35 protein-coding genes are annotated in these 21164 nt (G+C 37.5%); 27 read left to right on the forward strand and 8 right to left on the reverse strand.

Translation table 11 applies throughout. The annotated features are described in order from the left end of the window. Window positions 1-68 precede the first annotated feature (68 nt). From DRF61_RS11325 to DRF61_RS11350, 6 genes are all read right to left on the reverse strand, one after another. Entirely contained in the window at window positions 69-1040 is a 972-nt protein-coding gene (locus DRF61_RS11325) for a hypothetical protein (protein ID WP_111957060.1), read from the reverse strand. After that, a complete protein-coding gene (locus DRF61_RS11330) occupies window positions 1037-1456 on the reverse strand; it encodes a hypothetical protein (protein WP_111957062.1) in 420 nt (139 codons plus the stop codon). The genes DRF61_RS11325 and DRF61_RS11330 overlap by 4 nt, the downstream gene beginning before the upstream one ends. A gap of 312 nt (window positions 1457-1768) precedes the next feature. Next, window positions 1769-2569, reverse strand: coding sequence for a hypothetical protein (locus DRF61_RS11335; RefSeq protein ID WP_111957064.1), 801 nt, complete (start codon window positions 2567-2569; stop codon window positions 1769-1771). Between the two features lie 10 nt (window positions 2570-2579). Then, window positions 2580-3311, reverse strand: a complete 732-nt coding sequence (locus DRF61_RS11340; RefSeq protein WP_111957066.1) for an MIP/aquaporin family protein — start codon at window positions 3309-3311, stop codon at window positions 2580-2582. A 24-nt stretch (window positions 3312-3335) separates the two neighbouring features. Continuing rightward, window positions 3336-4832, reverse strand: a complete 1497-nt coding sequence (gene glpK, locus DRF61_RS11345; RefSeq protein ID WP_111957068.1) for a glycerol kinase GlpK — start codon at window positions 4830-4832, stop codon at window positions 3336-3338. 11 nt (window positions 4833-4843) lie between these two features. Beyond that, window positions 4844-6442 (reverse strand): glycerol-3-phosphate dehydrogenase/oxidase, encoded by a 1599-nt coding sequence (locus tag DRF61_RS11350; protein ID WP_111957070.1) that lies wholly within the window; start codon window positions 6440-6442, stop codon window positions 4844-4846. Window positions 6443-6559: 117 nt separating this feature from the next. On the opposite strand from DRF61_RS11350, the gene DRF61_RS11355 reads away from it, so the two are divergent. Then, window positions 6560-7324 carry a DeoR/GlpR family DNA-binding transcription regulator gene (locus DRF61_RS11355; protein ID WP_111957072.1) on the forward strand — a complete coding sequence of 255 codons (765 nt, stop codon included), beginning with the start codon at window positions 6560-6562 and terminating at the stop codon, window positions 7322-7324. An 88-nt stretch (window positions 7325-7412) separates the two neighbouring features. Here DRF61_RS11355 and DRF61_RS11360 read toward each other — a convergent pair whose 3' ends face one another. After that, window positions 7413-7856, reverse strand: coding sequence for a GNAT family N-acetyltransferase (locus DRF61_RS11360; RefSeq protein ID WP_111957074.1), 444 nt, complete (start codon window positions 7854-7856; stop codon window positions 7413-7415). A gap of 17 nt (window positions 7857-7873) precedes the next feature. Further along, window positions 7874-8266 (reverse strand): rhodanese-like domain-containing protein, encoded by a 393-nt coding sequence (locus DRF61_RS11365; RefSeq protein ID WP_111957077.1) that lies wholly within the window; start codon window positions 8264-8266, stop codon window positions 7874-7876. A gap of 132 nt (window positions 8267-8398) precedes the next feature. Here DRF61_RS11365 and DRF61_RS11370 point away from each other — a divergent pair, with 132 nt between their 5' ends. The 26 genes from DRF61_RS11370 (at window position 8399) to rpsK (ending at window position 21155) form a co-directional block, all read left to right on the forward strand. Then, window positions 8399-9295: a LysR family transcriptional regulator gene (locus tag DRF61_RS11370; protein ID WP_111957079.1), complete on the forward strand. Its 897-nt coding sequence runs from the start codon at window positions 8399-8401 to the stop codon at window positions 9293-9295. Between the two features lie 191 nt (window positions 9296-9486). Continuing rightward, window positions 9487-10113 carry a 50S ribosomal protein L3 gene (rplC, locus tag DRF61_RS11375; protein ID WP_034678007.1) on the forward strand — a complete coding sequence of 209 codons (627 nt, stop codon included), beginning with the start codon at window positions 9487-9489 and terminating at the stop codon, window positions 10111-10113. After that, window positions 10104-10733: a 50S ribosomal protein L4 gene (gene rplD / locus DRF61_RS11380; protein WP_111957081.1), complete on the forward strand. Its 630-nt coding sequence runs from the start codon at window positions 10104-10106 to the stop codon at window positions 10731-10733. Before rplC ends, rplD begins: the two co-directional genes overlap by 10 nt. A gap of 3 nt (window positions 10734-10736) precedes the next feature. Beyond that, window positions 10737-11027 (forward strand): 50S ribosomal protein L23, encoded by a 291-nt coding sequence (gene rplW / locus DRF61_RS11385; protein ID WP_034702844.1) that lies wholly within the window; start codon window positions 10737-10739, stop codon window positions 11025-11027. 22 nt (window positions 11028-11049) lie between these two features. Beyond that, a complete protein-coding gene (gene rplB, locus DRF61_RS11390; protein ID WP_111957083.1) occupies window positions 11050-11871 on the forward strand; it encodes a 50S ribosomal protein L2 in 822 nt (273 codons plus the stop codon). A 2-nt stretch (window positions 11872-11873) separates the two neighbouring features. Further along, a complete protein-coding gene (gene rpsS, locus DRF61_RS11395; protein WP_034702850.1) occupies window positions 11874-12152 on the forward strand; it encodes a 30S ribosomal protein S19 in 279 nt (92 codons plus the stop codon). Between the two features lie 2 nt (window positions 12153-12154). After that, window positions 12155-12553, forward strand: a complete 399-nt coding sequence (rplV, locus tag DRF61_RS11400; RefSeq protein WP_111957085.1) for a 50S ribosomal protein L22 — start codon at window positions 12155-12157, stop codon at window positions 12551-12553. A 7-nt stretch (window positions 12554-12560) separates the two neighbouring features. Next, entirely contained in the window at window positions 12561-13307 is a 747-nt protein-coding gene (rpsC, locus tag DRF61_RS11405) for a 30S ribosomal protein S3 (RefSeq protein WP_111957087.1), read from the forward strand. 98 nt (window positions 13308-13405) lie between these two features. Continuing rightward, entirely contained in the window at window positions 13406-13831 is a 426-nt protein-coding gene (gene rplP, locus DRF61_RS11410; RefSeq protein WP_034738777.1) for a 50S ribosomal protein L16, read from the forward strand. Between the two features lie 11 nt (window positions 13832-13842). Then, on the forward strand, window positions 13843-14031 hold the full coding sequence (rpmC, locus tag DRF61_RS11415; RefSeq protein WP_034725985.1) for a 50S ribosomal protein L29: 189 nt from the start codon (window positions 13843-13845) through the stop codon (window positions 14029-14031). Window positions 14032-14042: 11 nt separating this feature from the next. Beyond that, on the forward strand, window positions 14043-14300 hold the full coding sequence (gene rpsQ / locus DRF61_RS11420) for a 30S ribosomal protein S17 (RefSeq protein WP_053073319.1): 258 nt from the start codon (window positions 14043-14045) through the stop codon (window positions 14298-14300). A gap of 2 nt (window positions 14301-14302) precedes the next feature. Continuing rightward, window positions 14303-14671: a 50S ribosomal protein L14 gene (gene rplN / locus DRF61_RS11425; protein ID WP_007839504.1), complete on the forward strand. Its 369-nt coding sequence runs from the start codon at window positions 14303-14305 to the stop codon at window positions 14669-14671. Window positions 14672-14693: 22 nt separating this feature from the next. Beyond that, the gene (rplX, locus tag DRF61_RS11430; RefSeq protein ID WP_111957089.1) at window positions 14694-15020 is read left to right on the forward strand and encodes a 50S ribosomal protein L24; all 327 of its coding nucleotides are present in this window, start codon (window positions 14694-14696) and stop codon (window positions 15018-15020) included. 13 nt (window positions 15021-15033) lie between these two features. Beyond that, window positions 15034-15585 (forward strand): 50S ribosomal protein L5, encoded by a 552-nt coding sequence (gene rplE, locus DRF61_RS11435; protein WP_111957091.1) that lies wholly within the window; start codon window positions 15034-15036, stop codon window positions 15583-15585. Window positions 15586-15588: 3 nt separating this feature from the next. After that, complete coding sequence (gene rpsN / locus DRF61_RS11440) at window positions 15589-15858, forward strand: 30S ribosomal protein S14 (RefSeq protein ID WP_047376574.1); 270 nt, start codon at window positions 15589-15591, stop codon at window positions 15856-15858. A 144-nt stretch (window positions 15859-16002) separates the two neighbouring features. Then, window positions 16003-16401, forward strand: a complete 399-nt coding sequence (rpsH, locus tag DRF61_RS11445) for a 30S ribosomal protein S8 (RefSeq protein WP_111957093.1) — start codon at window positions 16003-16005, stop codon at window positions 16399-16401. A 17-nt stretch (window positions 16402-16418) separates the two neighbouring features. Continuing rightward, window positions 16419-16964 (forward strand): 50S ribosomal protein L6, encoded by a 546-nt coding sequence (gene rplF / locus DRF61_RS11450; RefSeq protein ID WP_111957095.1) that lies wholly within the window; start codon window positions 16419-16421, stop codon window positions 16962-16964. A 15-nt stretch (window positions 16965-16979) separates the two neighbouring features. Beyond that, window positions 16980-17333 carry a 50S ribosomal protein L18 gene (rplR, locus tag DRF61_RS11455; RefSeq protein ID WP_111957097.1) on the forward strand — a complete coding sequence of 118 codons (354 nt, stop codon included), beginning with the start codon at window positions 16980-16982 and terminating at the stop codon, window positions 17331-17333. Window positions 17334-17352: 19 nt separating this feature from the next. Beyond that, on the forward strand, window positions 17353-17874 hold the full coding sequence (rpsE, locus tag DRF61_RS11460) for a 30S ribosomal protein S5 (protein ID WP_034703137.1): 522 nt from the start codon (window positions 17353-17355) through the stop codon (window positions 17872-17874). A 10-nt stretch (window positions 17875-17884) separates the two neighbouring features. Further along, window positions 17885-18061, forward strand: a complete 177-nt coding sequence (gene rpmD / locus DRF61_RS11465) for a 50S ribosomal protein L30 (protein ID WP_007839493.1) — start codon at window positions 17885-17887, stop codon at window positions 18059-18061. A gap of 21 nt (window positions 18062-18082) precedes the next feature. Next, window positions 18083-18532, forward strand: a complete 450-nt coding sequence (gene rplO / locus DRF61_RS11470; RefSeq protein WP_111957099.1) for a 50S ribosomal protein L15 — start codon at window positions 18083-18085, stop codon at window positions 18530-18532. Window positions 18533-18541: 9 nt separating this feature from the next. Then, entirely contained in the window at window positions 18542-19921 is a 1380-nt protein-coding gene (gene secY, locus DRF61_RS11475) for a preprotein translocase subunit SecY (protein WP_034725974.1), read from the forward strand. A 3-nt stretch (window positions 19922-19924) separates the two neighbouring features. Beyond that, window positions 19925-20140 carry a translation initiation factor IF-1 gene (gene infA, locus DRF61_RS11480; protein ID WP_027381317.1) on the forward strand — a complete coding sequence of 72 codons (216 nt, stop codon included), beginning with the start codon at window positions 19925-19927 and terminating at the stop codon, window positions 20138-20140. A 109-nt stretch (window positions 20141-20249) separates the two neighbouring features. Then, window positions 20250-20366 carry a 50S ribosomal protein L36 gene (rpmJ, locus tag DRF61_RS11485; RefSeq protein WP_007839480.1) on the forward strand — a complete coding sequence of 39 codons (117 nt, stop codon included), beginning with the start codon at window positions 20250-20252 and terminating at the stop codon, window positions 20364-20366. Window positions 20367-20375: 9 nt separating this feature from the next. Further along, window positions 20376-20753, forward strand: a complete 378-nt coding sequence (rpsM, locus tag DRF61_RS11490) for a 30S ribosomal protein S13 (RefSeq protein ID WP_040993540.1) — start codon at window positions 20376-20378, stop codon at window positions 20751-20753. A 12-nt stretch (window positions 20754-20765) separates the two neighbouring features. Further along, entirely contained in the window at window positions 20766-21155 is a 390-nt protein-coding gene (rpsK, locus tag DRF61_RS11495) for a 30S ribosomal protein S11 (RefSeq protein WP_027387198.1), read from the forward strand. Window positions 21156-21164 lie beyond the last annotated feature (9 nt).

The raw sequence follows: 21164 nt of genomic DNA on the forward strand, positions 1-21164 counted from the left end.
TTTATTTTGTAATTCAGTTTCAACAGGTTTAAAGCTTCATGATCTGCTCAATCAGCAGAACCATAAATTTAAAAATTCCTGTTACTTACAAATTTACTATCTAATTGATAATAAATTATATTAAAATCATGTATTTTTTTCTCCAGAAAATGGGTAACATCCTGAAGCTGGTCATCTGATATTTCTTCGACCTTTATCCTGAATCCTTTACTTAGAAAGCTTCCGAAATAGAAACCGTCTCTGGTGATTTCAACTTCATTATCCGAGATCTTTTTAAATCCGGGGTTTTTAAGGTCTTTTCTGGATAAAGCATTAATGAGCTTATGCTTTTCAAGATGATTGGTAACAATTCCCCAGGAGTAAATCGGCAGTGCTACTTCAATTTTTTTAACAGGATAATCCTCCAGTTTGGAAAGGTAGCTTTTTAAAACCGTCACATCCAGAATAGAATTTTTGTTGGAGTTCTCCAGTGGTGAAGAAGTAGAGTAGCACATCAGGTAGACTTTTTCTACCGGTGGTACTCCGGTCTGCCCTTTGTCTTTAACCTGATGAAGGCGTAGGGTACAGGTAATCTCTTTTCCGGAAACTCTTTTCAGCTCCTTCAAAAATTTAAAATAATCATTCCTGGTTCCGGCTGTCCAGTCACAGTCAATCTGAATTTCATTATGAATCTTTAAATCATATTCTTTGGCTTTCTTCTGAATCAGATTATGAATGTTTTTTGCAAGAAACCTGATCTCTTCCGTAGAAATATGATACATGGACTGGTTCGTGATAAAAACAGTCGGCACGATTTGCTTATCTGTCTGAAAACTCCTGTCTTTGGTTATAACAGCAACCGGCTGAAATTGTCCGCCGGATTTATCTATATCAAAAAATCTGGTGTACAGATAGGGAACTTGACCCTTGTCCAAAGCTTTTTTCTCTTCCTGATCCAGCTTAAGATTTGTTTTCCAGTAATAAAAAGTATAAGGATGGTTCTTTTTCCTGCTGCACGAAACAATGAGAAGCAGGACAAGCAGGACCTTTAATACTTTCATCGTTTATACAGTTTGCTTTCGCAGGAACAGATATCCTGTGTTCCGCTTTCCATACTGGAGCAGCAGTCTTCAGATTTCTTAATGTTTCCTTCTTTATCCGTCAGGTAGATGTTATCCTTATCGAATTTCACATAAAAATTTTCACCGTATGTTTTGAAATCTACCTTCATTACTTTTGGATTGTATTTTCCGGCATTGATTTCCTCGGTGGTTTCAGTGCTGTCCGCCTGATTTACCTGAACAAATCCGAAATAAACATCACCGTTTTTCTTTACATCCAAATAATAAGATGGGGTTCCCGATCCGCTGAATCCTTCAATGATATTAAAGCTTCTGTAGCCTACAAATGGTGCTTTTGTCTGCGCAAAGGATAAAATGCTGATGCACAAGATCACTAAACTTAAAATCTTTTTCATATATTTTTTTTCAAAAGTAAAAATATTTAAGCAAAAATTAAACCGTAAAAACCCGGAGATTGCTTATTTAGGGCATTTATAGGATCTTTTTAACCACAAAAGCCACAAAAGATTCTTGATGAATGAGATTCACATAAAGAAAATCTGAGATTTTCGTAAAGCTTAAGTACTTATATTCACAAAGCTTGTTGATTAAAATAACTTAAGTGTTTAAATAACTTTTGTGACTTTTGTGGTTAAATATTTAATCAGTTAAAAACAGAAAAACCACTCCAAATAGGAATGGTCTTTATCATTGATTTAAAAGTTAGATTAGAAAACAGTCGCTGCCAGCTGAATTCTTGCGTATTTATTGGAAGGATTCCACATCGCCATCATAGAAACCGGCAGACTGTAGTGTTTTGTAATTTTAATGGTCTTACCTGCTTTTACTCCTACATTAACAATATCAAAGCTGTTTTCACCATTGCCATAGAGGAAATGTTTGTCGTTGAGGGCAAACCCGGCACCAATAAACGCATCCAGATTCACTTTCTCCCCGGCGATAACCGGATAGCTCGCCTGAATATAGGTAGAGTATCTATTTTTCTTATAGCTTCCATCAGATTCCAGAACCACTTCGCCCGCATTGGCTCCTCCGTACAGCATGATATCCGCTTCAATATTCAATGGGAATGATGGTCCGAAAGTATAATTGGTCCTAAGGTCAATGATGTGGGCAGTTCTTCTCTGTGAGTAACTGAAAATGTCGTCTGCGGCTACAGCGGTATTAATGTTTCTGGAATTATACAAATCCCACAATCCAATATAAAAACGGTTATGGGAGTATTGGATGTAGTAGTTGATCTCCTTATAATGGGTGCCGTCTTTATCGTCAGCTAATGCCGAGGCGCCCCAAATACCAATCTTCCATTTCTTTTCAGAATCCAGAGCGTAGGAAAGATTTCCCATCACTACAGGTTTATCTGTAATGATCAGGCCTCTCCATAAGTGATTATTCTGAATATTGGCGGTAAAGTCCAGCCTGTTGCTCTCCTTAGGTTCCTCGCTCTCCTGAGAGAATAGTTTTCCTGTGCCCAAAATAATCAGGCATGCAATTTTTAAAATTTTCATCGGGTATTTTTTAATGTATTATTCCAAAAAGAATGGCAGCGATAACAGCGCCCAGAATGGGTCCGGCAACTGGGATCCATGCGTATCCCCAGTCACTGCTGCCTTTTACTGGAAGTACTGCATGCATAATCCTTGGAGCCAAATCTCTTGCAGGATTGATGGCATAGCCGGTTGTTCCACCCAGTGATAAGCCAATGGCCCAAACCAGTAAGGTAACAGGAAGGGCTCCTACAGAACCGAGTCCTACTTTAGCGGTCGGATCTGCATTCAGAGAAATGCTAGGGTCCGAAAAATGAAAGATGACAAATACCAGTACAAACGTTCCGATAATCTCACTGATTAAATTGGAAAATGTGTTCCTGATAGCCGGCCCGGTACTGAAACAGGCGAGCTTTGCGCCTTCATCTTCCGTAATGGCAAAATGGTCTTTGTTGAAAAGCCAGACCAGGAAAGCTCCCAGCATTCCACCGAGCAGCTGTGCAGCAATATAAGATGGAACCAAGTCCCACGAAAATTTTCCTGCAACTGCCAGTCCGATCGTTACAGCCGGGTTCAGATGGGCACCACTTGCCGGACCGGCAACGGTGACACCAACAAAAACTGCCAGTGCCCAGGCTGTCGTAATGACGATCCATCCTGAATTATTTCCTTTAGTATCCTTTAAGACAACATTGGCTACAACACCGTTGCCTAATAATATAAGAAGCATTGTTCCTACAAGTTCTGCGGTAAATGGGGTCATGAGTAGTTTTTTTAATATTAAGGATTAATCTTCGATCCAGCTTTGGGAACGTTTTACAGCTTTGTTCCAGAAATGAATCATGTTATCTGCTTTTTCTTTATCCACTTTTGGATGGAAATCCTCGTCTACAACCCATTGAGATTGTATTTCATTAATATCCTTCCAATATCCTACTGCTAAACCTGCAAGATAGGCTGCTCCTAAAGCTGTGGTCTCAAGCGTTTTTGGTCTTGTGATCTTAAAACCGAAAAGGTCAGACTGTATCTGCATCAGAAGATCACTTGCAGAAGCTCCGCCATCTACTCTGAGTTCCATACTGGGTGTTCCGGAATCTGCTTCCATAGATTTTACAATATCGTAAACCTGGAATGCTATTCCTTCCAAAGTTGCCCTTGCGATGTGTCCATCAGTTGTTCCCCGGGTTACTCCTACAATAGTTCCTCTTGCGTACTGGTCCCAATACGGTGCTCCTAATCCGGTAAGTGCAGGCACAAAGTAAACACCTCCGTTATCTTCAACACTTGCTGCCAGATCATTCACTTCTTCTGCGGAGCGGATAAGTTTCAGCCCGTCTCTCAGCCACTGTATCGCTGCTCCGCCTACAAATACACTTCCTTCAAGGGCATAATTTACTTCTCCATTGATCTTCCATGCCACTGTTGTTAACAGGTTGTTTTTAGAAGAAACAGCTTCTGTTCCTGTATTCATTAATAGGAAACATCCTGTTCCATATGTATTCTTTACCATTCCGGGAGTAATGCACATCTGTCCGAATAAGGCGGCCTGCTGGTCTCCTGCAATCCCTGCAATTGGTATTTTTGTAGAAAATAAAGTGGTTGCAGTTTCTCCATAGATCTCACTGCTCTGTTTTACTTCAGGAAGAACAGATCTTGGAATATCAAACAGATCCAGAAGATCCTGATCCCATTCTAGGGTATGAATATTCAGAAGCATGGTTCTGCTGGCATTGGAAACATCGGTGATGAACATTTTCCCGCGCGTAAGCTTCCAGATAAGCCATGTGTCAACGGTTCCGAAACATAATTTTCCTTCTGCTGCTTTTTCCCTTGCTCCTTCTACGTGATCCAGGATCCATTTTAGTTTGGTTGCTGAAAAATAGGCATCCAGGACAAGTCCGGTTTTCTCTTTGATGATTTCGGCATGCCCTTGCTCTTTTAATTCATCACAGTACTTAGAAGTTCTTCTGTCCTGCCAGACAATAGCATTGTAAATAGGTTCACCGGTTTCTTTATCCCAGACAACGGTTGTTTCACGTTGGTTGGTGATACCGATGGCAGCTACTTCCAGCCCGGAAATGCCTGCTTTGGCGATAACTTCTGCGGCAACGGATATCTGGGATGACCATATTTCGTTCGGATCATGCTCTACCCATCCCGGAGTAGGGTAGATTTGTTCAAAATTTTTCTGGGAGATATATTCGATAGCTCCGCTGTGATTGAATAAGATGGCTCTAGAAGAAGTTGTACCCTGGTCTAAAGCGAGAATCAATTTTTCCTTCATACTGCAAAGTTTTAATTATGAGTAATAGTTTTGGGAGAGTAAGGGGTTAATAAATACCCTTGTGCTAATTCAATAAATTCTTTTTCCTGTTCAGTGGCCCATTCCTGAGAATATCCTTTTTCTTTGGCAATAAGCTGTGCAATAGTATGTGCACTGTCGATCGCAGCTCTTGCATCTAAAAATAAAAGACGGACTCTTCTGGCGAGAATGTCTTCAATGGTTTCCGCCATTTCGTATCTTATGGCCCAGACTGCTTCTGCCATAGTAAAAGCATGGTCAGGATGAATCTTTTGAGAATATTGAGGATCACTGCTCTGCAATGATTTTATGGCTGGAATATCGGATCCGTAAACATACAGATGACTGGTGCGGTCTACAAGTTCTGCTTTCATATTACCATGAATAGACATATTTTCTGTTTGAGAAGGCCCTCCATTTAAATGAAGGATCTCTACAGCTTTATCAATAGTATCTTCCGCCATTTTACGGTAAGTGGTCCATTTTCCGCCGATGATGGAAACCAATCCTGTATCGGAAGCAATGACTTTGTGGCTGCGGGAAACTTCCTTAGTGCTTTTGCCTCCTTCTTTTGGAGCGGCAAGAGGTCTTAATCCGGCGAACATCGATTTTACATCTTCTCTGGTTGGCTTCTTCGCTAAATATTGTCTTGCTGTGTTTAAAACAAAATTAATTTCAGATTCCAACGCGTGCGGCTCAAAGCTTGGGCTTTCTAGAAGGGTATCTGTAGTTCCTACCAATGCTCTATCGTGCCATGGAACAACAAAAAGAACCCTGCCGTCTGATGTTTTTGGAATCATAATCGCATCGTCACTTTTCAGGAAAGATTTATCCAATACTAAATGGATACCCTGGCTTGGAACTACAAATTTACCATGCTTAGGATTGTTCATATTCAAAATGTCATTCGTGAATACCCCTGTTGCATTGATAACTGCTTTCGCACGAAGTTCGTACTGCTGGTTGGTAAACTGATCTTCTGCTTTAACTCCGTTTATTTTTCCGGAATCATTTTTCAGAAGACCGGTTACTTTCATATAATTAACTGCGCTACCTCCTTTTTCGATCAGAGTCTGGGTTAAATTGATTGCTAATCTTGCATCATCAAATTGCCCGTCTTGATATACCACGCCACTTGCAAGGTTATGCTGTTCAATGGTTGGTAATTTTTCAACCGTTTTGGATTTGCTGATGTATTTTGTTTTTCCAAGACTAAGCTTTCCGGCAAGGAAGTCATAAATAGATAATCCTATTTTATAATAAATACCTCCCCACCAAGTATAATTAGGAATAATAAATGACTGGTTTTTTACTACGTGTGCTGCGTTTTGAGCCAAAAGTCCTCTTTCTTTCAGAGCTTCTTTTACAAGTCCGATATCTCCCTGTGCAAGATATCTTACGCCACCATGTACCAGTTTGGTGCTTCGGCTGGATGTTGCTTTGGCAAAATCGTGTGATTCAAGAAGCAGGGTTTTGAATCCTCTGCTGGTTGCATCCAATGCTGAACCCAGGCCGCTGGCTCCACCTCCGATAATGATGAAGTCCCATTCCTGAACACTGGATAATTTATTAATTTCTTCGTTTCGTTTCATAAATGTTTCGTTTATGTTTCGTTTTCAAATGTATAAATTAAAAATGAAACTAAAAAGAAAATAAATGAAATTTTATCGGTCTCGAAAAAAAATGGTATTTTTGATGAAAGAATCAGAATGGAAAAGTTAATACCAAGGCACGATGATATATTAAAGGAACTGGATGAAAAGGGGCATGTTCTTGTACAGGATCTGTGTGAGAAGTTCAATGTTTCGTCGGTTACGGTCCGAAAGGATCTGAATTATCTCGAAAGCTTGGGCTTGCTTTTCCGAAACCATGGTGGGGCAAGTAAGCATGTAAGATATGCTTATGAAAGAAATGTAGATGAAAAGGAAAACATCAATGTAGAAGCTAAGCAGAATATTGCGAAAGCAGCTTTAAAGCTTATCCAGGAGAATGACTGTATTATTTTAGCTTCAGGGACTACGATGCATTATTTAGCGAGAATGCTGGTGAATTTTGGACCTCTTACGGTTTTAACCTCTTCTTTAAGGGTGGCTATTGAGCTATGTAATAATCCTAATATTAATATCATACAGTTGGGTGGCGAAGTCCGGAAAAGTTCGACTTCCATTGTAGGTTCCATTTCTGAAGGAATTCTCAAGCAGTTTTCCTGTAATAAACTTTTTCTGGGAGTGGATGGGATTGACATTGATTTTGGAATCAGTACATCCAATGCTGCTGAAGCCCATCTGAATCAACTTATGATAGAATGCTCCGAAAAAGTGGTCATTCTCGGTGATTCTTCAAAACTGAATAAAAAAGGGTTTGGAAAGATCGCTTCTCTGGATAAAGTAGATTATCTGATTACGGATAATGGGATTGGGGAGGAAGATAAATCTGCGTTGGAGGAAAGGGGAGTTACGGTCATTATAAAATAGGTTTCATTTAGTTTATCAAATAATAAATAGTAAAATAGAGACAGTCTGGTTTCAGAAAGTCCCTATTTTAAATTGAAAATTAGTAGGCTTATACGTTCCAGAAAAATCTTTCTTTGTTTTTGCTTTCCGCTCCAAGCAATGTGTAGAATTTAATGGCCCTTGTATTGAAGCTCGGGGTTTGCCATTGGATTATCGAGCAGCCTTCTTCTTTTGAGCAGGCTCTTATTAATTCCATTATTTGCTTTCCTGTTCCGTTTCCTCTTGCATTCTCTTTTAGGAATAAGCAGTCAACATACATATAATAGCTGGCATCCCAGGTTGAAAACTGCTTGAAAAAGGTTGCATATCCTATTATTTCAGTGCCGGACTTGGCGATCAGACATTTTATATTTGAATCTGGATCAAGGATATATTTAGAAAACAGTTCCTTTTTGTTTTCTTCCTTAAAAGAGCTTCTTTCATACAGAGCATGGGTTTTACACAGTTCAATAATGGAGCTCAGGTCTTTTTTCTCGGCAAATCTTATTTTCATATTTCTTAATTAATAATTTAACAGGCACATACGAATGTGGAGCCATTTGTAGGATTAGTTCCTTCTGTAGCATAGCCATCGAACTTCCACCATTCAATTCCTCCCATTAATTCAAGGACTTTAAATCCTAATAGAGTCATTTTTAAAGCTCCTTTTGTAGAGGCGTTACATCCGATCCCATCACAATAGCAGACGTATATTTTTGATTTGTCAAGATGCTGGGTATTCTCTTCTGTCATTTCCCGATAAGGAAGATTAATTGCGGATGGAATGTGTTCTTTGCTATAGCCATCTGACCTTCTGGTATCTACTGCTACATAATCTGTACTGTTTTGAAATGCATCATATAAGTCTGAGGGGTCCATTTCATACATTAATTTTTTCTGGTAGAATTCAATTTGTTCTTGCATAATTTTTAAATTGTTTATAGTGCAAAACTATACCCAGGCTTCTTTTTTTCCTAAGATTGAAACTGAATGCTTTACAGCTTTAATTGAAATATTTTCAGATATTGTTTTTCGGTATATTGTTAACTTTGCAGTATGGAAATCAAGTTTTTAAAGCTTATTAAAACAATTGCGGAAGAGGGGAGTATTGCCGGTTCTTCTGAAAAACTTTTTTTGACGCAGTCTGCATTAAGTCATCAGCTTAAGGATCTGGAAATCCAGCTTGGTTTTAAGGTGTTTTACAGGACACGGAACAAATGGGAATTAACTGAAGAGGGAAATGTGCTTTACAAAACTGCCTGTACGGTAATGGATAGTATTGGTAACGGTCTAAATGCTATTCAGCAGATAAGAGCTGGAGCAGCAGGTACAATCAAAATCAGTACGGAATGTTATTCATTCTATCAGGGATTGCCATTATTTATTCAAAAAATGAAAGTGTTATATCCTGAAATTGAGGTGGATTTGGTATTGGAGGCTACTCATAAGCCTGTTTTAAAAGTAATATCCAATGAAATTGACATTGCAGTCGTTACTTCAATGCCTTCCAGCAATAAAGAATTGGTAAGCATTGAGATTTTCGAGGATGAAATTTTTGCTGTCCTTCATCAGGAGAATCTTCTGAATGATTCGGAATACCTGACTGCTGATGATTTTCTGGATGTTCATTTAATTATTCATTCTTTTCCACTAAAAACAGTTTCTGTTTATGAGGAATTTCTGAATCCAAACGGAATAGTTCCGGCGAAAATTTCTGCGGTTCCCTTAACGGAAGTTACTTTGGAAATGGTACAAGCTAACATAGGGATTACCTGTATGCCAAAATGGGCATTAAAGTCATTTAAGCTATCTGATGAATTGAAGTTTAAAAAAATAGGAAGTAAGGGCTTGAAAAGAAAGCATTATCTGGTAGTAAGAAAATCAGATATTGGAAAAAAATATATTAATGATTTTCTTTTGAACTTCAAAGAGTATTTTCAAAATTTCGGATAGTTTTTTATTCGAAATCGCTAATTGATTAAAAATCAAAATATTTTACTCTAAATATTTGTCAGTTATAAAAATATTCATAAATTTGCACACTCCATTTTAGGGGCGTAGTATGCCTATATCAAAAGTAGAAATTACTTCAGACCTCCTAAAAATGTGGAAATTAGAAAGATAAATTTTATTTAATATAAACAATGTCAGGTATTATTGGTAAAAAAATCGGTATGACGTCTTTGTTTAACGAAGAAGGAAAGAATATTCCTTGTACAGTTATTCAGGCTGGTCCATGCTCGGTTTTACAGGTCAGAACCATAGAAAAGGACGGCTACAAGTCAGTTCAGTTAGGTTTCGATGACAAGAGTGAAAAGAACGTAGGTAAAGCGTTAGCTGGCCATTTCAAAAAGGCTGGTTCTGCTCCAAAAGCTAAGTTGGTAGAATTCTACAGAGAATTCGTAGACGAAGTAAAAGTAGGAGAAGAAGTAAAAGTTGATTTATTCTCTGAAGGAGAGTATGTTGACGTAACAGGAACTTCAAAAGGTAAAGGTTTCCAGGGTGTTGTTAAAAGACATGGCTTTGGAGGTGTAATGCAAGCTACTCATGGTCAGCACAACAGACTTAGAGCTCCAGGTTCTATCGGTGCTGGATCGGATCCTTCAAGAGTATTCAAAGGAATGAGAATGGCGGGTAGAATGGGAGGTAAGCAGGTAACTGTACAAAACCTTCAAGTATTAAAAGTGGATCAAGAACAAAATCTTTTAGTAGTAAAAGGTGCTGTTCCGGGAGCTAAAAATTCTTATGTAATTATCAGAAAATGGAACTAGTAGTATTAAATACATCAGGAAAAGAGACCGGAAGAAAAGTAACTCTAGACGAATCAGTATTCGGAATTGAGCCAAATCAGCACGCGGTTTACTTAGAAGTTAAACAGTACCTTGCAGCACAGAGACAAGGGACTCATAAATCAAAAGAAAGAAGCGAAATTACTGCTTCTACTAAAAAACTTAAGAAGCAAAAAGGATCTGGTTCTGCTAGATATGGTGATATCAAATCTCCAACTTTCAGAGGTGGAGGTAGAGTATTCGGACCAAAACCAAGAGACTACAGATTCAAATTGAACAAAGCTCTTAAGAGATTAGCTAAAAAATCTGTTTTATCTCAGAAAATGAGAGACAACAGCATCAGAGTAATGGAAGATATGAGCTTAAACGCTCCTAAAACTAAAGATTTCATCACGATCCTAAATGCATTGGCATTGAACGATAAGAAGTCTTTATTTGTTCTTCCTGAGGCTAACAAGAATGTGTATTTATCTTCAAGAAACTTACCTAAAACTAAAGTAATGAACTTCAACGAAATTAGTTCATATGACTTAATGAATGCAGGCGAGATCGTATTCTTAGAAGGTGCAGTTGAAAAATTCCAGGAAAATTTAAAGAAATAAATCATGTCACTTATTATTAAACCAGTTATCTCAGAAAAGGCTAATTACCTTACAGATTTAAGAGGTTCTTATTCTTTCTTAGTAGATCCTAAGGCTAATAAGATCCAGATTAAAAAAGCTGTTGAAGCAGCTTACGGTGTAAAAGTAGCAGACGTTAACACAATGATTTATGCTCCGAAGGTTTCTTCAAAATACACTAAAAAAGGTCTTCAAGTAGGGAAGACAAACAAATTGAAAAAGGCGGTAATCAAGCTTGTTGAAGGTGAAGTTATCGATATTTTTGCTGTAAATTAATTATTAATTATAAATAATAGTAATGTCTGTTAGAAAATTAAAACCTATCACCCCAGGACAGAGATTCAGAATTGTAAACAATTTTGAGGAAATTACTACCAACAAACCAGAGAAATCTCTAACAGTTGGTATTAGTAAGTCAGGTGGACGTAACCAAACTGGTAAAATGACCATGCGTTACACCGGAGGTGGACACAAAAAGAAATACAGAATTATCGACTTCAAAAGAAACAAGCATGATGTTGAAGCAACGGTAAAAACTGTAGAATATGATCCAAACAGAACTGCATTTATCGCTTTATTAGAGTACGCAGATGGAGAGAAGAGATACATCATCGCTCCAAACGGTATCAAAGTAGATCAGAAAGTAGTTTCAGGAGAAAGCGTTGAACCAAACGTAGGTAACGCAATGAAATTGAAAAATATTCCATTGGGTACTGTAATTTCTTGTGTTGAAATGAAGCCTGGACAAGGTGCTATTTTAGCAAGAAGTGCTGGTTCTTCAGCTCAATTAACTTCAAGAGACGGAAAATATGCTATCATCAAATTGCCTTCAGGAGAATCCAGAATGATCCTTACTGAATGTTATGCAATGATTGGATCTGTTTCTAACTCTGATCATCAGTTAACTGTTTCAGGTAAGGCTGGTAGAAGCAGATGGTTAGGTAGAAGACCTAGAACTAGACCGGTAGTAATGAACCCTGTAGATCACCCAATGGGAGGTGGTGAAGGACGTTCTTCTGGAGGTCACCCAAGATCTAGAAACGGTATGCCGGCTAAAGGTTACAAAACCAGAAAGAAAAACAAAGCGTCTAACCGTCATATCATATCTAAAAGAAAATAATTATGGCAAGATCACTTAAAAAAGGACCATTCATTCATCATACTTTAGATAAGAAGGTTCAGACAAACATAGAGTCTGGTAAGAAGACAGTTATTAAAACTTGGTCTAGAGCATCGATGATCTCTCCAGACTTCGTAGGACAAACTATTGCAGTACACAACGGGAAATCTTTTATCCCTGTTTATGTTACAGAAAACATGGTAGGTCACAAGTTAGGCGAATTTTCTCCAACAAGATCTTTCAGAGGTCATGGTGGTAACAAAAATAAAGGAAGCAGATAATCATGGGATCAAGAAAACAAGATAGTTCAATCGCAAGAAAAGAAGCTAACAAAGACGTTGTAAAAGCTTCATTAAATGACTGCCCATCATCTCCAAGAAAAATGAGATTAGTTGCTGATATCATTAGAGGAGAGCAGGTAGATAAAGCTCTTTATATCCTAAAATATTCTAAAAAAGAAGCCTCTAACAAATTAGAGAAATTACTTCTTTCTGCTATGGCAAACTGGCAGACTAAAAATGAAGGTGCTGATATTGAAGAAGCAAACCTTATCATTAAAGAAATCTTCGTGGATAGTGCAAGACAATTGAAGAGACTAAGACCAGCTCCGCAAGGTAGAGGGTATAGAATCAGAAAAAGATCTAACCACGTTACATTAATCTTAGGTAATAAAGAAAATTAATCAAGGTATGGGACAGAAGACAAATCCAATTGGTAACAGATTAGGTATCATCAGAGGATGGGATTCTAACTGGTTTGGCGGAAACGATTATGGAGACAGAATCGCGGAAGACTACAAAATCAGAAGATACCTTGAGGCTAGATTATCTAAAGGTGGGATTTCAAAAATTTATATTGAAAGAACACTAAAATTAGTAACAGTGACGATCACTACTGCTAGACCGGGACTTATCATCGGTAAAGGAGGTCAGGAAGTTGATAAATTGAAAGAAGAATTGAAGAAACTTACAGGTAAGGATATTCAAATCAATATTTTCGAAATCAAAAGACCTGAACTTGATGCAGTATTAGTGGCTGACAGCATCTCTAAGCAAATTGAAAACAGAATTTCTTACAGAAGAGCTGTTAAAATGGCAATGGCTAGTACAATGAGAATGGGTGCTGAAGGTATCAAAGTTCAAATCTCTGGTAGATTGAACGGAGCTGAAATGGCAAGAAGCGAATCTTTCAAAGACGGAAGAATTCCTTTGTCTACTTTCAGAGCTGATATCGATTATCACTGGGCTGAAGCTCATACTACTTATGGTAGACTAGGAGTAAAAGTTTGGATCATGAAAGGAGAGGTTTACGGTAAAAGAGATCTTTCTCCACTAGTGGGACAACAGAAAAAAGGAGGTCCTTCAGGAGGCGGAAACAGAGGAGACAGAGACAACAGAAGACCTAGAAAAAATAACAATAATAACAATAATAATTAAAAATTTTAGGTTAGAAATTTTGAATTTTAAATTACCGTTACTTTTTTAAAATATAAAAAATCTAAAATCTAAAATCTAAAATCTAAAATTTAGAAATTATGTTACAACCAAAAAGAACCAAATTCCGTAGAGTTCACAAGATGAAGATGAAGGGGATTGCTCAAAGAGGTAATCAACTGGCTTACGGAACTTTTGGAATCAAAGCTATAGAAGGTGCTTGGATCACTGCAAGACAAATCGAAGCTGCTCGTATCGCTGCGACAAGATATATGAAGAGAGAAGGTCAGCTATGGATCAAAATCTTCCCGGATAAGCCAATTACTAAAAAACCAGCCGAAGTTCGTATGGGTAAAGGTAAAGGTGCTGTGGAATATTGGGTAGCTGTAGTAAAACCAGGTAAAATTATGTTCGAAATCGGAGGAGTATCTTACGAAATCGCTAAGGAAGCTTTAAGACTTGCTGCACAGAAATTACCGGTAGTTACTAAATTCGTAGTTGCTAACGATTTTGTTAAACCTCTATAATCTTTGATACAATGAAACAAGCTGATATTAAAAATTTAAGCGCGGGTGATATTCAAGCAAAACTTGCTGAATTGAAAACTCAATATTCAAAACTGAAATTGGCTCACAAGATCAGTCCAATTGAAAACCCGATTCAAATCAGAGATTTGAGAAGATCGATCGCTAGACTAAACACTGAGTTAACCACTAAACAACAATAAGATTTTCATACATTATGGAAAGAAACTTAAGAAAAGAAAGAATCGGAATAGTTTCCAGCAATAAAATGGAAAAGACCATTGTTGTAAGTGAGACTACGAGAGTGAAACACCCGATGTACGGTAAATTCGTATTAAAAACGAAAAAATATACTGCACACGACGAAAACAACGAATGCACAGAAGGTGATACAGTTCTTATCCAAGAAACTAGACCTTTGAGCAAGAGCAAGAGATGGAGATTAGTAAGAATCATTGAAAAAGCTAAGTAATAATGTTACAAACAGAATCAAGATTAAAAGTTGCTGATAACACAGGTGCAAAAGAAGTACTAGTTATCAGAGTTCTGGGAGGAACCAGAAGAAGATATGCTTCAGTTGGTGATAAAATCGTTGTTACTATCAAGGATTCTACACCATCAGGAAATGCTAAAAAAGGTCAGGTATCTAAAGCTGTAGTAGTAAGAACTAAAAAAGCAGTTAGAAGAAAAGATGGTTCATACATCAAATTCGAAGACAATGCTTGTGTATTACTAAACGCAGCGGGAGAAATGAGAGGAACACGTGTTTTCGGACCGGTTGCTCGTGAGTTGAGAGACAAAGAATATATGAAAATCATTTCATTAGCTCCTGAAGTACTTTAATTTTTAAAATTTTTAAAAGAAAATGTCAAAGTTAAAAATAAAAAGAGGAGATAACGTCATCATTACTACTGGTAAGAAAGATATCAAAGGTAAGACAGGTGAAGTTATTGAAGTGATCAAGAAAGAAGGAAAAGACCCTAGAGTAATCGTTGCAGGACTTAACATCGTTAAAAAACACGTTAAGCCTTCAGCTTCTAACCCTCAAGGTGGGATTACTGAAAAGGAAGCTTCTATCCATATCTCAAACGTAGCCCTAGTTGGTAAAGACGGAAAAGCTATCAAAATCGGTTACAAAATCGATGGAGATAAGAAAGTAAGAATCGATAGAAAAACGGGTGAAACTTTATAATTTGAATTAACACATGGAATTTATAGCAAGACCCAAAAATATATACAGAGAGAAAATTGTTCCTGCAATGATGGAAGAATTTGGGTACAAATCTGTAATGCAGGTACCTAAATTGGAAAAAATCATCCTATCTCAAGGATTAGGTGATGCCACTGCAGACAAGAAAATCATTGATTATGCTGTAGAAGAATTAACAATGATTACTGGCCAGAAAGCAGTAGGTACTATCTCTAAGAAAGACGAAGCAGCTTTCAAATTGAGAAAAGGTATGCCTGTAGGTGCTAAGGTAACATTGAGAGCTCATAAAATGTATGAATTCTTAGACAGACTTACTTCTTCTGCTTTACCACGTATCAGAGATTTCTCTGGTATCAAAGCAGACGGGTTCGATGGTAGAGGTAATTACAACTTAGGTATTACTGAGCAGATTATCTTCCCTGAAATCGTAATTGACAAAGTGAAAAAAATCCAGGGGATGGACATCACTTTCGTTACAACTGCGAAAACAGATAAAGAAGCTAAAGCATTATTAACTCACTTCGGTTTACCATTCAAAAAGAACTAAGAGATGGCTAAAGAATCAATGAAAGCGCGTGAGCGCAAAAGAGAAGCACTAGTTGCTAAATACGCTGACAAAAGAAAAGCTTTAAAAGAAGCTGGTGATTATGAAGGACTTCAGAAATTACCTAAAAATGCTTCTCCTGTAAGATTACACAACAGATGTAAACTAACAGGTAGACCTAGAGGATACATGAGAACGTTTGGTATTTCCAGAGTAACTTTCAGAGAAATGGCAAACAACGGTCTTATCCCGGGAGTAAGAAAAGCCAGTTGGTAATAATTACTAATTAATCGGGACAATTAAGTTGTCTGGATACTAAAGAATAAAAATATCAGACCCAAGATTTTCTGAAGTCTGATATTTTAATCTTCAAGTCCTTTCAATACTGATTGTCTTTAACCAATAATTTAAAATAGAAAAATGGTAACAGATCCAATTTCAGATTTCCTAACAAGAGTAAGGAACGCACAAAGCGCAGGCCACAAAGTGGTGGAAATTCCTGCATCGAAAATCAAAAAGGAGATTACTAAGATCTTATTTGACCAAGGGTATATCTTAAACTACAAGTTTGAAGATAACGCTGTTCAAGGAGTGATCAAAATCGCTTTAAAGTATGACAAGCAAACTAACAAACCGGCTATCAAGTCTATTCAAAGAGCTTCTAGACCAGGTTTAAGACAGTACAAAGGTTCTACTGAACTTCCAAGAGTACTGAACGGTTTGGGTATAGCTGTTATCTCTACTTCTAAAGGAGTAATGACTGACAAGAAGGCTAGAGAAGAGAAAGTAGGCGGTGAAGTAATCTGCTATGTTTATTAATTTTTAATCAGAGGAAAATGTCAAGAATTGGTAAAGCAATTATAACAATTCCAGCTGGAGTTACTGTCACTGAAAATAACGGTGTTGTAACAGTTAAAGGTCCTAAAGGAGAACTTTCTCAGGAGCTTACAGCAGGAATTACTTTAGAACAGAAAGATGGTGAACTTAACGTTAACAGACCATCTGAGTCTAAACAACACAAAGCACTTCACGGTCTATACAGAGCGTTGATCAACAACATGATCACTGGTGTTAATACAGGTTTCGAAAAGAAACTGGAACTAGTAGGGGTAGGATACAGAGCTTCACACACAGGTCAAAAACTTGAGTTAGCTTTAGGATTCTCTCACGGTATCGTATTAGAACTTCCAAGCGAAGTAAAAGTAGATACATTGACTGAAAAAGGTAAAAACCCAATTATTACTTTAGCGTCTCATGACAACCAACTTCTAGGAATGGTAGCTGCAAAGATTCGTTCTTTCAGAAAGCCTGAGCCTTACAAAGGAAAAGGTGTAAGATTCCTTGGAGAAATTGTTAGACGTAAAGCTGGTAAATCTGCTTAATAAATTATAAGTATTATGGCATTAAGTAAATTAGAAAAAAGAATAAGAATAAAAAGAAGAGTAAGAGGAAAAATCTCTGGATCTTCTGAATTGCCAAGATTATCTGTATATAAAAGTAATAAGGAAATTTACGCTCAGTTAATCGATGATAAAAATGGTACAACTTTAGTTGCCGCTTCTTCAAGAGAGAAAGGTGTTGATGCTAATGGTACCAAGACTGAAGTTTCTGCTGCTGTTGGTAAAGCTATTGCTGCCAAAGCTATCGCTGCAGGAATCGAAAGTATTGTATTTGACAGAAACGGTTTCGTTTACCACGGAAGAGTGAAAGCTCTTGCTGATGGAGCGAGAGAAGGAGGACTTAAATTCTAATCATAAAATTTCGGAAAATATGTTAGGACTAGATAATATAGAAAGAGTAAAACCGGGAGGATTAGAATTAAAAGATCGTCTCGTAGCTGTTAACAGAGTAACAAAAGTAACCAAAGGAGGTAGAGCTTTCGGATTTTCTGCTATTGTTGTAGTAGGAAACGAAGACGGAGTAATCGGTCACGGTCTTGGAAAATCTAAAGAAGTAGCTTCTGCAATTGCTAAAGCTGTTGAAGATGCTAAGAAAAACCTTGTGAAAGTTCCTGTAATGAACCACACAATCCCTCACCAGACTACTGCCAGATACGGTGGTGCAGATATCTTCTTAAGACCTGCTTCTCACGGTACAGGACTTATCGCCGGTGGTGCGGTAAGAGCGGTATTGGAGTCTGCTGGTATTCACGATATCCTTTCAAAATCTAAAGGATCTTCTAACCCTCACAACGTGGTGAAAGCTACTTTCAAAGCGTTATTGGATATCAGAAGACCTGAAGAGATCGCTAGAATGAGAGGAGTTTCTTTAAGTAAAGTGTTTAACGGTTAATATTAGAACAATGGCAACAATCAAAGTAAAGCAAGTAAGAAGCGCTATTGGAAGAACAAAAACCCAAAAGAGAACGCTTGAAGCATTAGGATTTAAGAAACTTCACCAAGTTGTAGAACACGAAGCTACTCCTTCTATCTTAGGAATGATAGCTGCAGTTAGTCATTTACTTGAAGTTCAAAAATAATTTTTAACAAAAGAAATTAAAATGAATTTAAATAACATAAAACCTGCTGCAGGATCTACTTTCAATTCAAAAAGAATTGGTAGAGGTCAGGGTACAGGAAAAGGAGGTACTGCTACGAAAGGTCATAAAGGTCAGAAAGCTAGAGCTGGTTATTCTCAGAAAATCGGTTTCGAAGGTGGACAGATGCCTTTACAAAGGAGATTACCTAAATTCGGTTTCAAAAACGTAAACAGAAAAGAGTTTAGAGGAGTAAACCTTGATACTATCCAAATTTTAATCGAGAACAAATCCATTACTGGAGATATCACGAAAGAAGTTTTAGTAGAAAACGGTTTAGTTTCTAAAAACGAATTAGTGAAAATTATGGGTAGAGGAGAATTGAAATCTGCGGTTTCAATCTCTGCTGACAAGTTCACTAAATCTGCTGAAGAGCTTATTGCTAAAGCAGGTGGAAAAGCAATTACCTTATAATACTTACTAATGAAAGAATTTATACAAACCCTTAAAAATATTTGGAGCCTAAAGGAATTAAGAGATAAAATTCTCTTTACGTTAGGTATTATCCTTGTGTATAGATTCGCATCTTATATCTCACTTCCCGCAATTAACCTTGCAGAAGTGGGAGATCTCTTAGAGCATTATAAAAATCAAGGCGGTAACAAGCAAGGAGCAGGTCTCCTTGGCTTGCTTTCGTCGTTTACGGGGGGGGCTTTCAGCCACGCTTCCGTAATGGCGTTGGGAATCATGCCTTATATTTCTGCTTCTATTATTGTTCAGTTGATGGGGATGGCTATTCCTTATCTTCAGAAACTTCAGAAGGATGGAGAGTCTGGTAGAAATACATTGAATCAAATTACTAGATGGTTAACGATTGGTGTTTGTCTTGTACAAGCTCCTTCTTATTTAACGTCTATTACTCAATTATTCTTACCGTATGCTCAGTTCTCTTCTGCATACTATGTAGAGCCAAATTCTATCATGTTCTGGTTACCAAGTATTGTAATTTTGGTTGCCGGTTCAGTGTTCGCAATGTGGTTAGGTGAGAAAATCACCGACAAAGGTATCGGAAATGGTATTTCCATCCTTATTATGGTGGGGATCCTATCAAGATTACCTGAAGCATTCGTACAGGAAATGGCCGTGCAGAACGGAAAAGGAGGAATGGGATCTATCATGATCCTTATAGAAGTAATATTCTGGATGCTGGTAGTTCTTTTAGCAGTAGTATTATCTGTTGCTGTCAGAAAAATTCCAATTCAGTATGTAAGCAGAGCTCAAGCAAGAGGAGGTGTAAACAGAAATCTTATGCAGGGAGCAAGACAATGGATCCCATTGAAAGTAAATGCTGCTGGTGTAATGCCGATTATCTTTGCTCAGGCATTGATGTTCGTACCAGGACTATTAACGAAATTCGATGAGTCCAATACTTTTCTTGCAGGTTTCAAGAATGTTTTTAGCTGGCAGTACAATGTATTGTTCGCGCTATTAATTATTATCTTCTCATTCTTCTATACTGCAATTACGATTCCGGTAAACCAAATGGCTGATGATTTGAAGAGAAATGGAGGTTTAGTACCGAAAGTAAGACCCGGTAAAGAAACAGCTGATTATTTAGATGATATTTTATCAAAAATTACCTTGCCAGGTGCAATATTTTTGTCTATCTTTGCAGTCCTTCCAGCAATAGTGCATGGAAGCTTTGTTCAGACAGATGCGTTCGCCCTATTTTTCGGGGGAACATCACTATTGATTATGGTTGGAGTTATTTTAGATACCGTTCAACAGATTAATACATATCTGCTGAATCATCACTATGATGGCTTAATGCAGTCTAAATTATCAAGAACGACTGGATATTAATTTATGGCGAAACAAAAACATATTGAACAAGACGGCGTTATCACGGAAGCTCTTTCCAACGCCCAGTTCCGTGTAGAGCTGGAGAATGGGCATATACTTATCGCTCATATTTCCGGTAAAATGAGAATGCATTATATTAAACTTTTACCTGGAGACAAGGTAAAACTAGAAATGTCTCCCTATGATTTATCGAAAGGGAGAATCACATTTAGATATTAAGACAAACGCCAAATGGAATGTATGTTCCATTTGGCTCTTGTTGAAAAATAAATACTATCAAAATGAAATCGTAAGATTCATTGGTCAGTAAAAAAAATAAATATTTCAAATGAAAGTTAGAGCATCAATTAAAAAAAGAAGCGCTGATTGCAAGATTGTACGCAGAAAAGGTGTACTATTCGTAATCAACAAGAAGAACCCAAAATTTAAACAAAGACAAGGCTAACATTAAATTATGGCGAGAATTGCAGGTATTGATTTACCAAAAAACAAAAGAGGTGTTATCGGTTTAACTTACATCTACGGAGTTGGAAGAAGTACTTCTTCCGAAATCCTTAAAGCTGCCGGTATCAGCGAAGACAAGAAAGTCAACGAATGGAATGACGATGAATTGGCTGCAATCAGAACATATATCTCTGAAAACATAAAAGTAGAAGGAGAATTAAGATCTGAAGTGCAATTGAACATCAAGAGATTGATGGACATAGGATGCCAACGAGGAATACGTCACAGACTAGGACTACCTTTAAGAGGCCAGAGAACGAAAAACAACTCTAGAACCCGTAAAGGAAAGAGAAAAACTGTTGCTAACAAGAAAAAGGCAAGTAAATAATCGTTAGGAATTATGGCAAAACAAACTAAAGTAGTTAAAAAAAGAAAAGTAAAAGTTGAAGCTATTGGTGAAGCGCACATTCAGGCTTCTTTCAATAACATCATCATTTCTTTAACAAATAAAAGCGGAGAAGTTATCTCTTGGGCTTCTGCCGGTAAAATGGGTTTCAGAGGTTCTAAAAAGAATACTCCATTTGCTGCTCAAATGGCGGCTGAAAATTGCTCTAATGTTGCTCACGAAGCTGGATTAAGAAGAGTAAAGGTGTATGTGAAAGGTCCTGGTGCAGGTAGAGAATCTGCAATCAGAACAATCCACAATTCAGGTATTGAAGTTAGCGAAATCATTGATGTGACTCCTATGCCGCACAATGGATGTAGACCACCGAAAAGAAGAAGAGTTTAATTTTTAGAA

The sequence above is a fragment of the Chryseobacterium lathyri genome (genome assembly GCF_003290185.1).
In the GTDB taxonomy this organism is placed as follows: Bacteria; Bacteroidota; Bacteroidia; order Flavobacteriales; family Weeksellaceae; genus Chryseobacterium; species Chryseobacterium lathyri.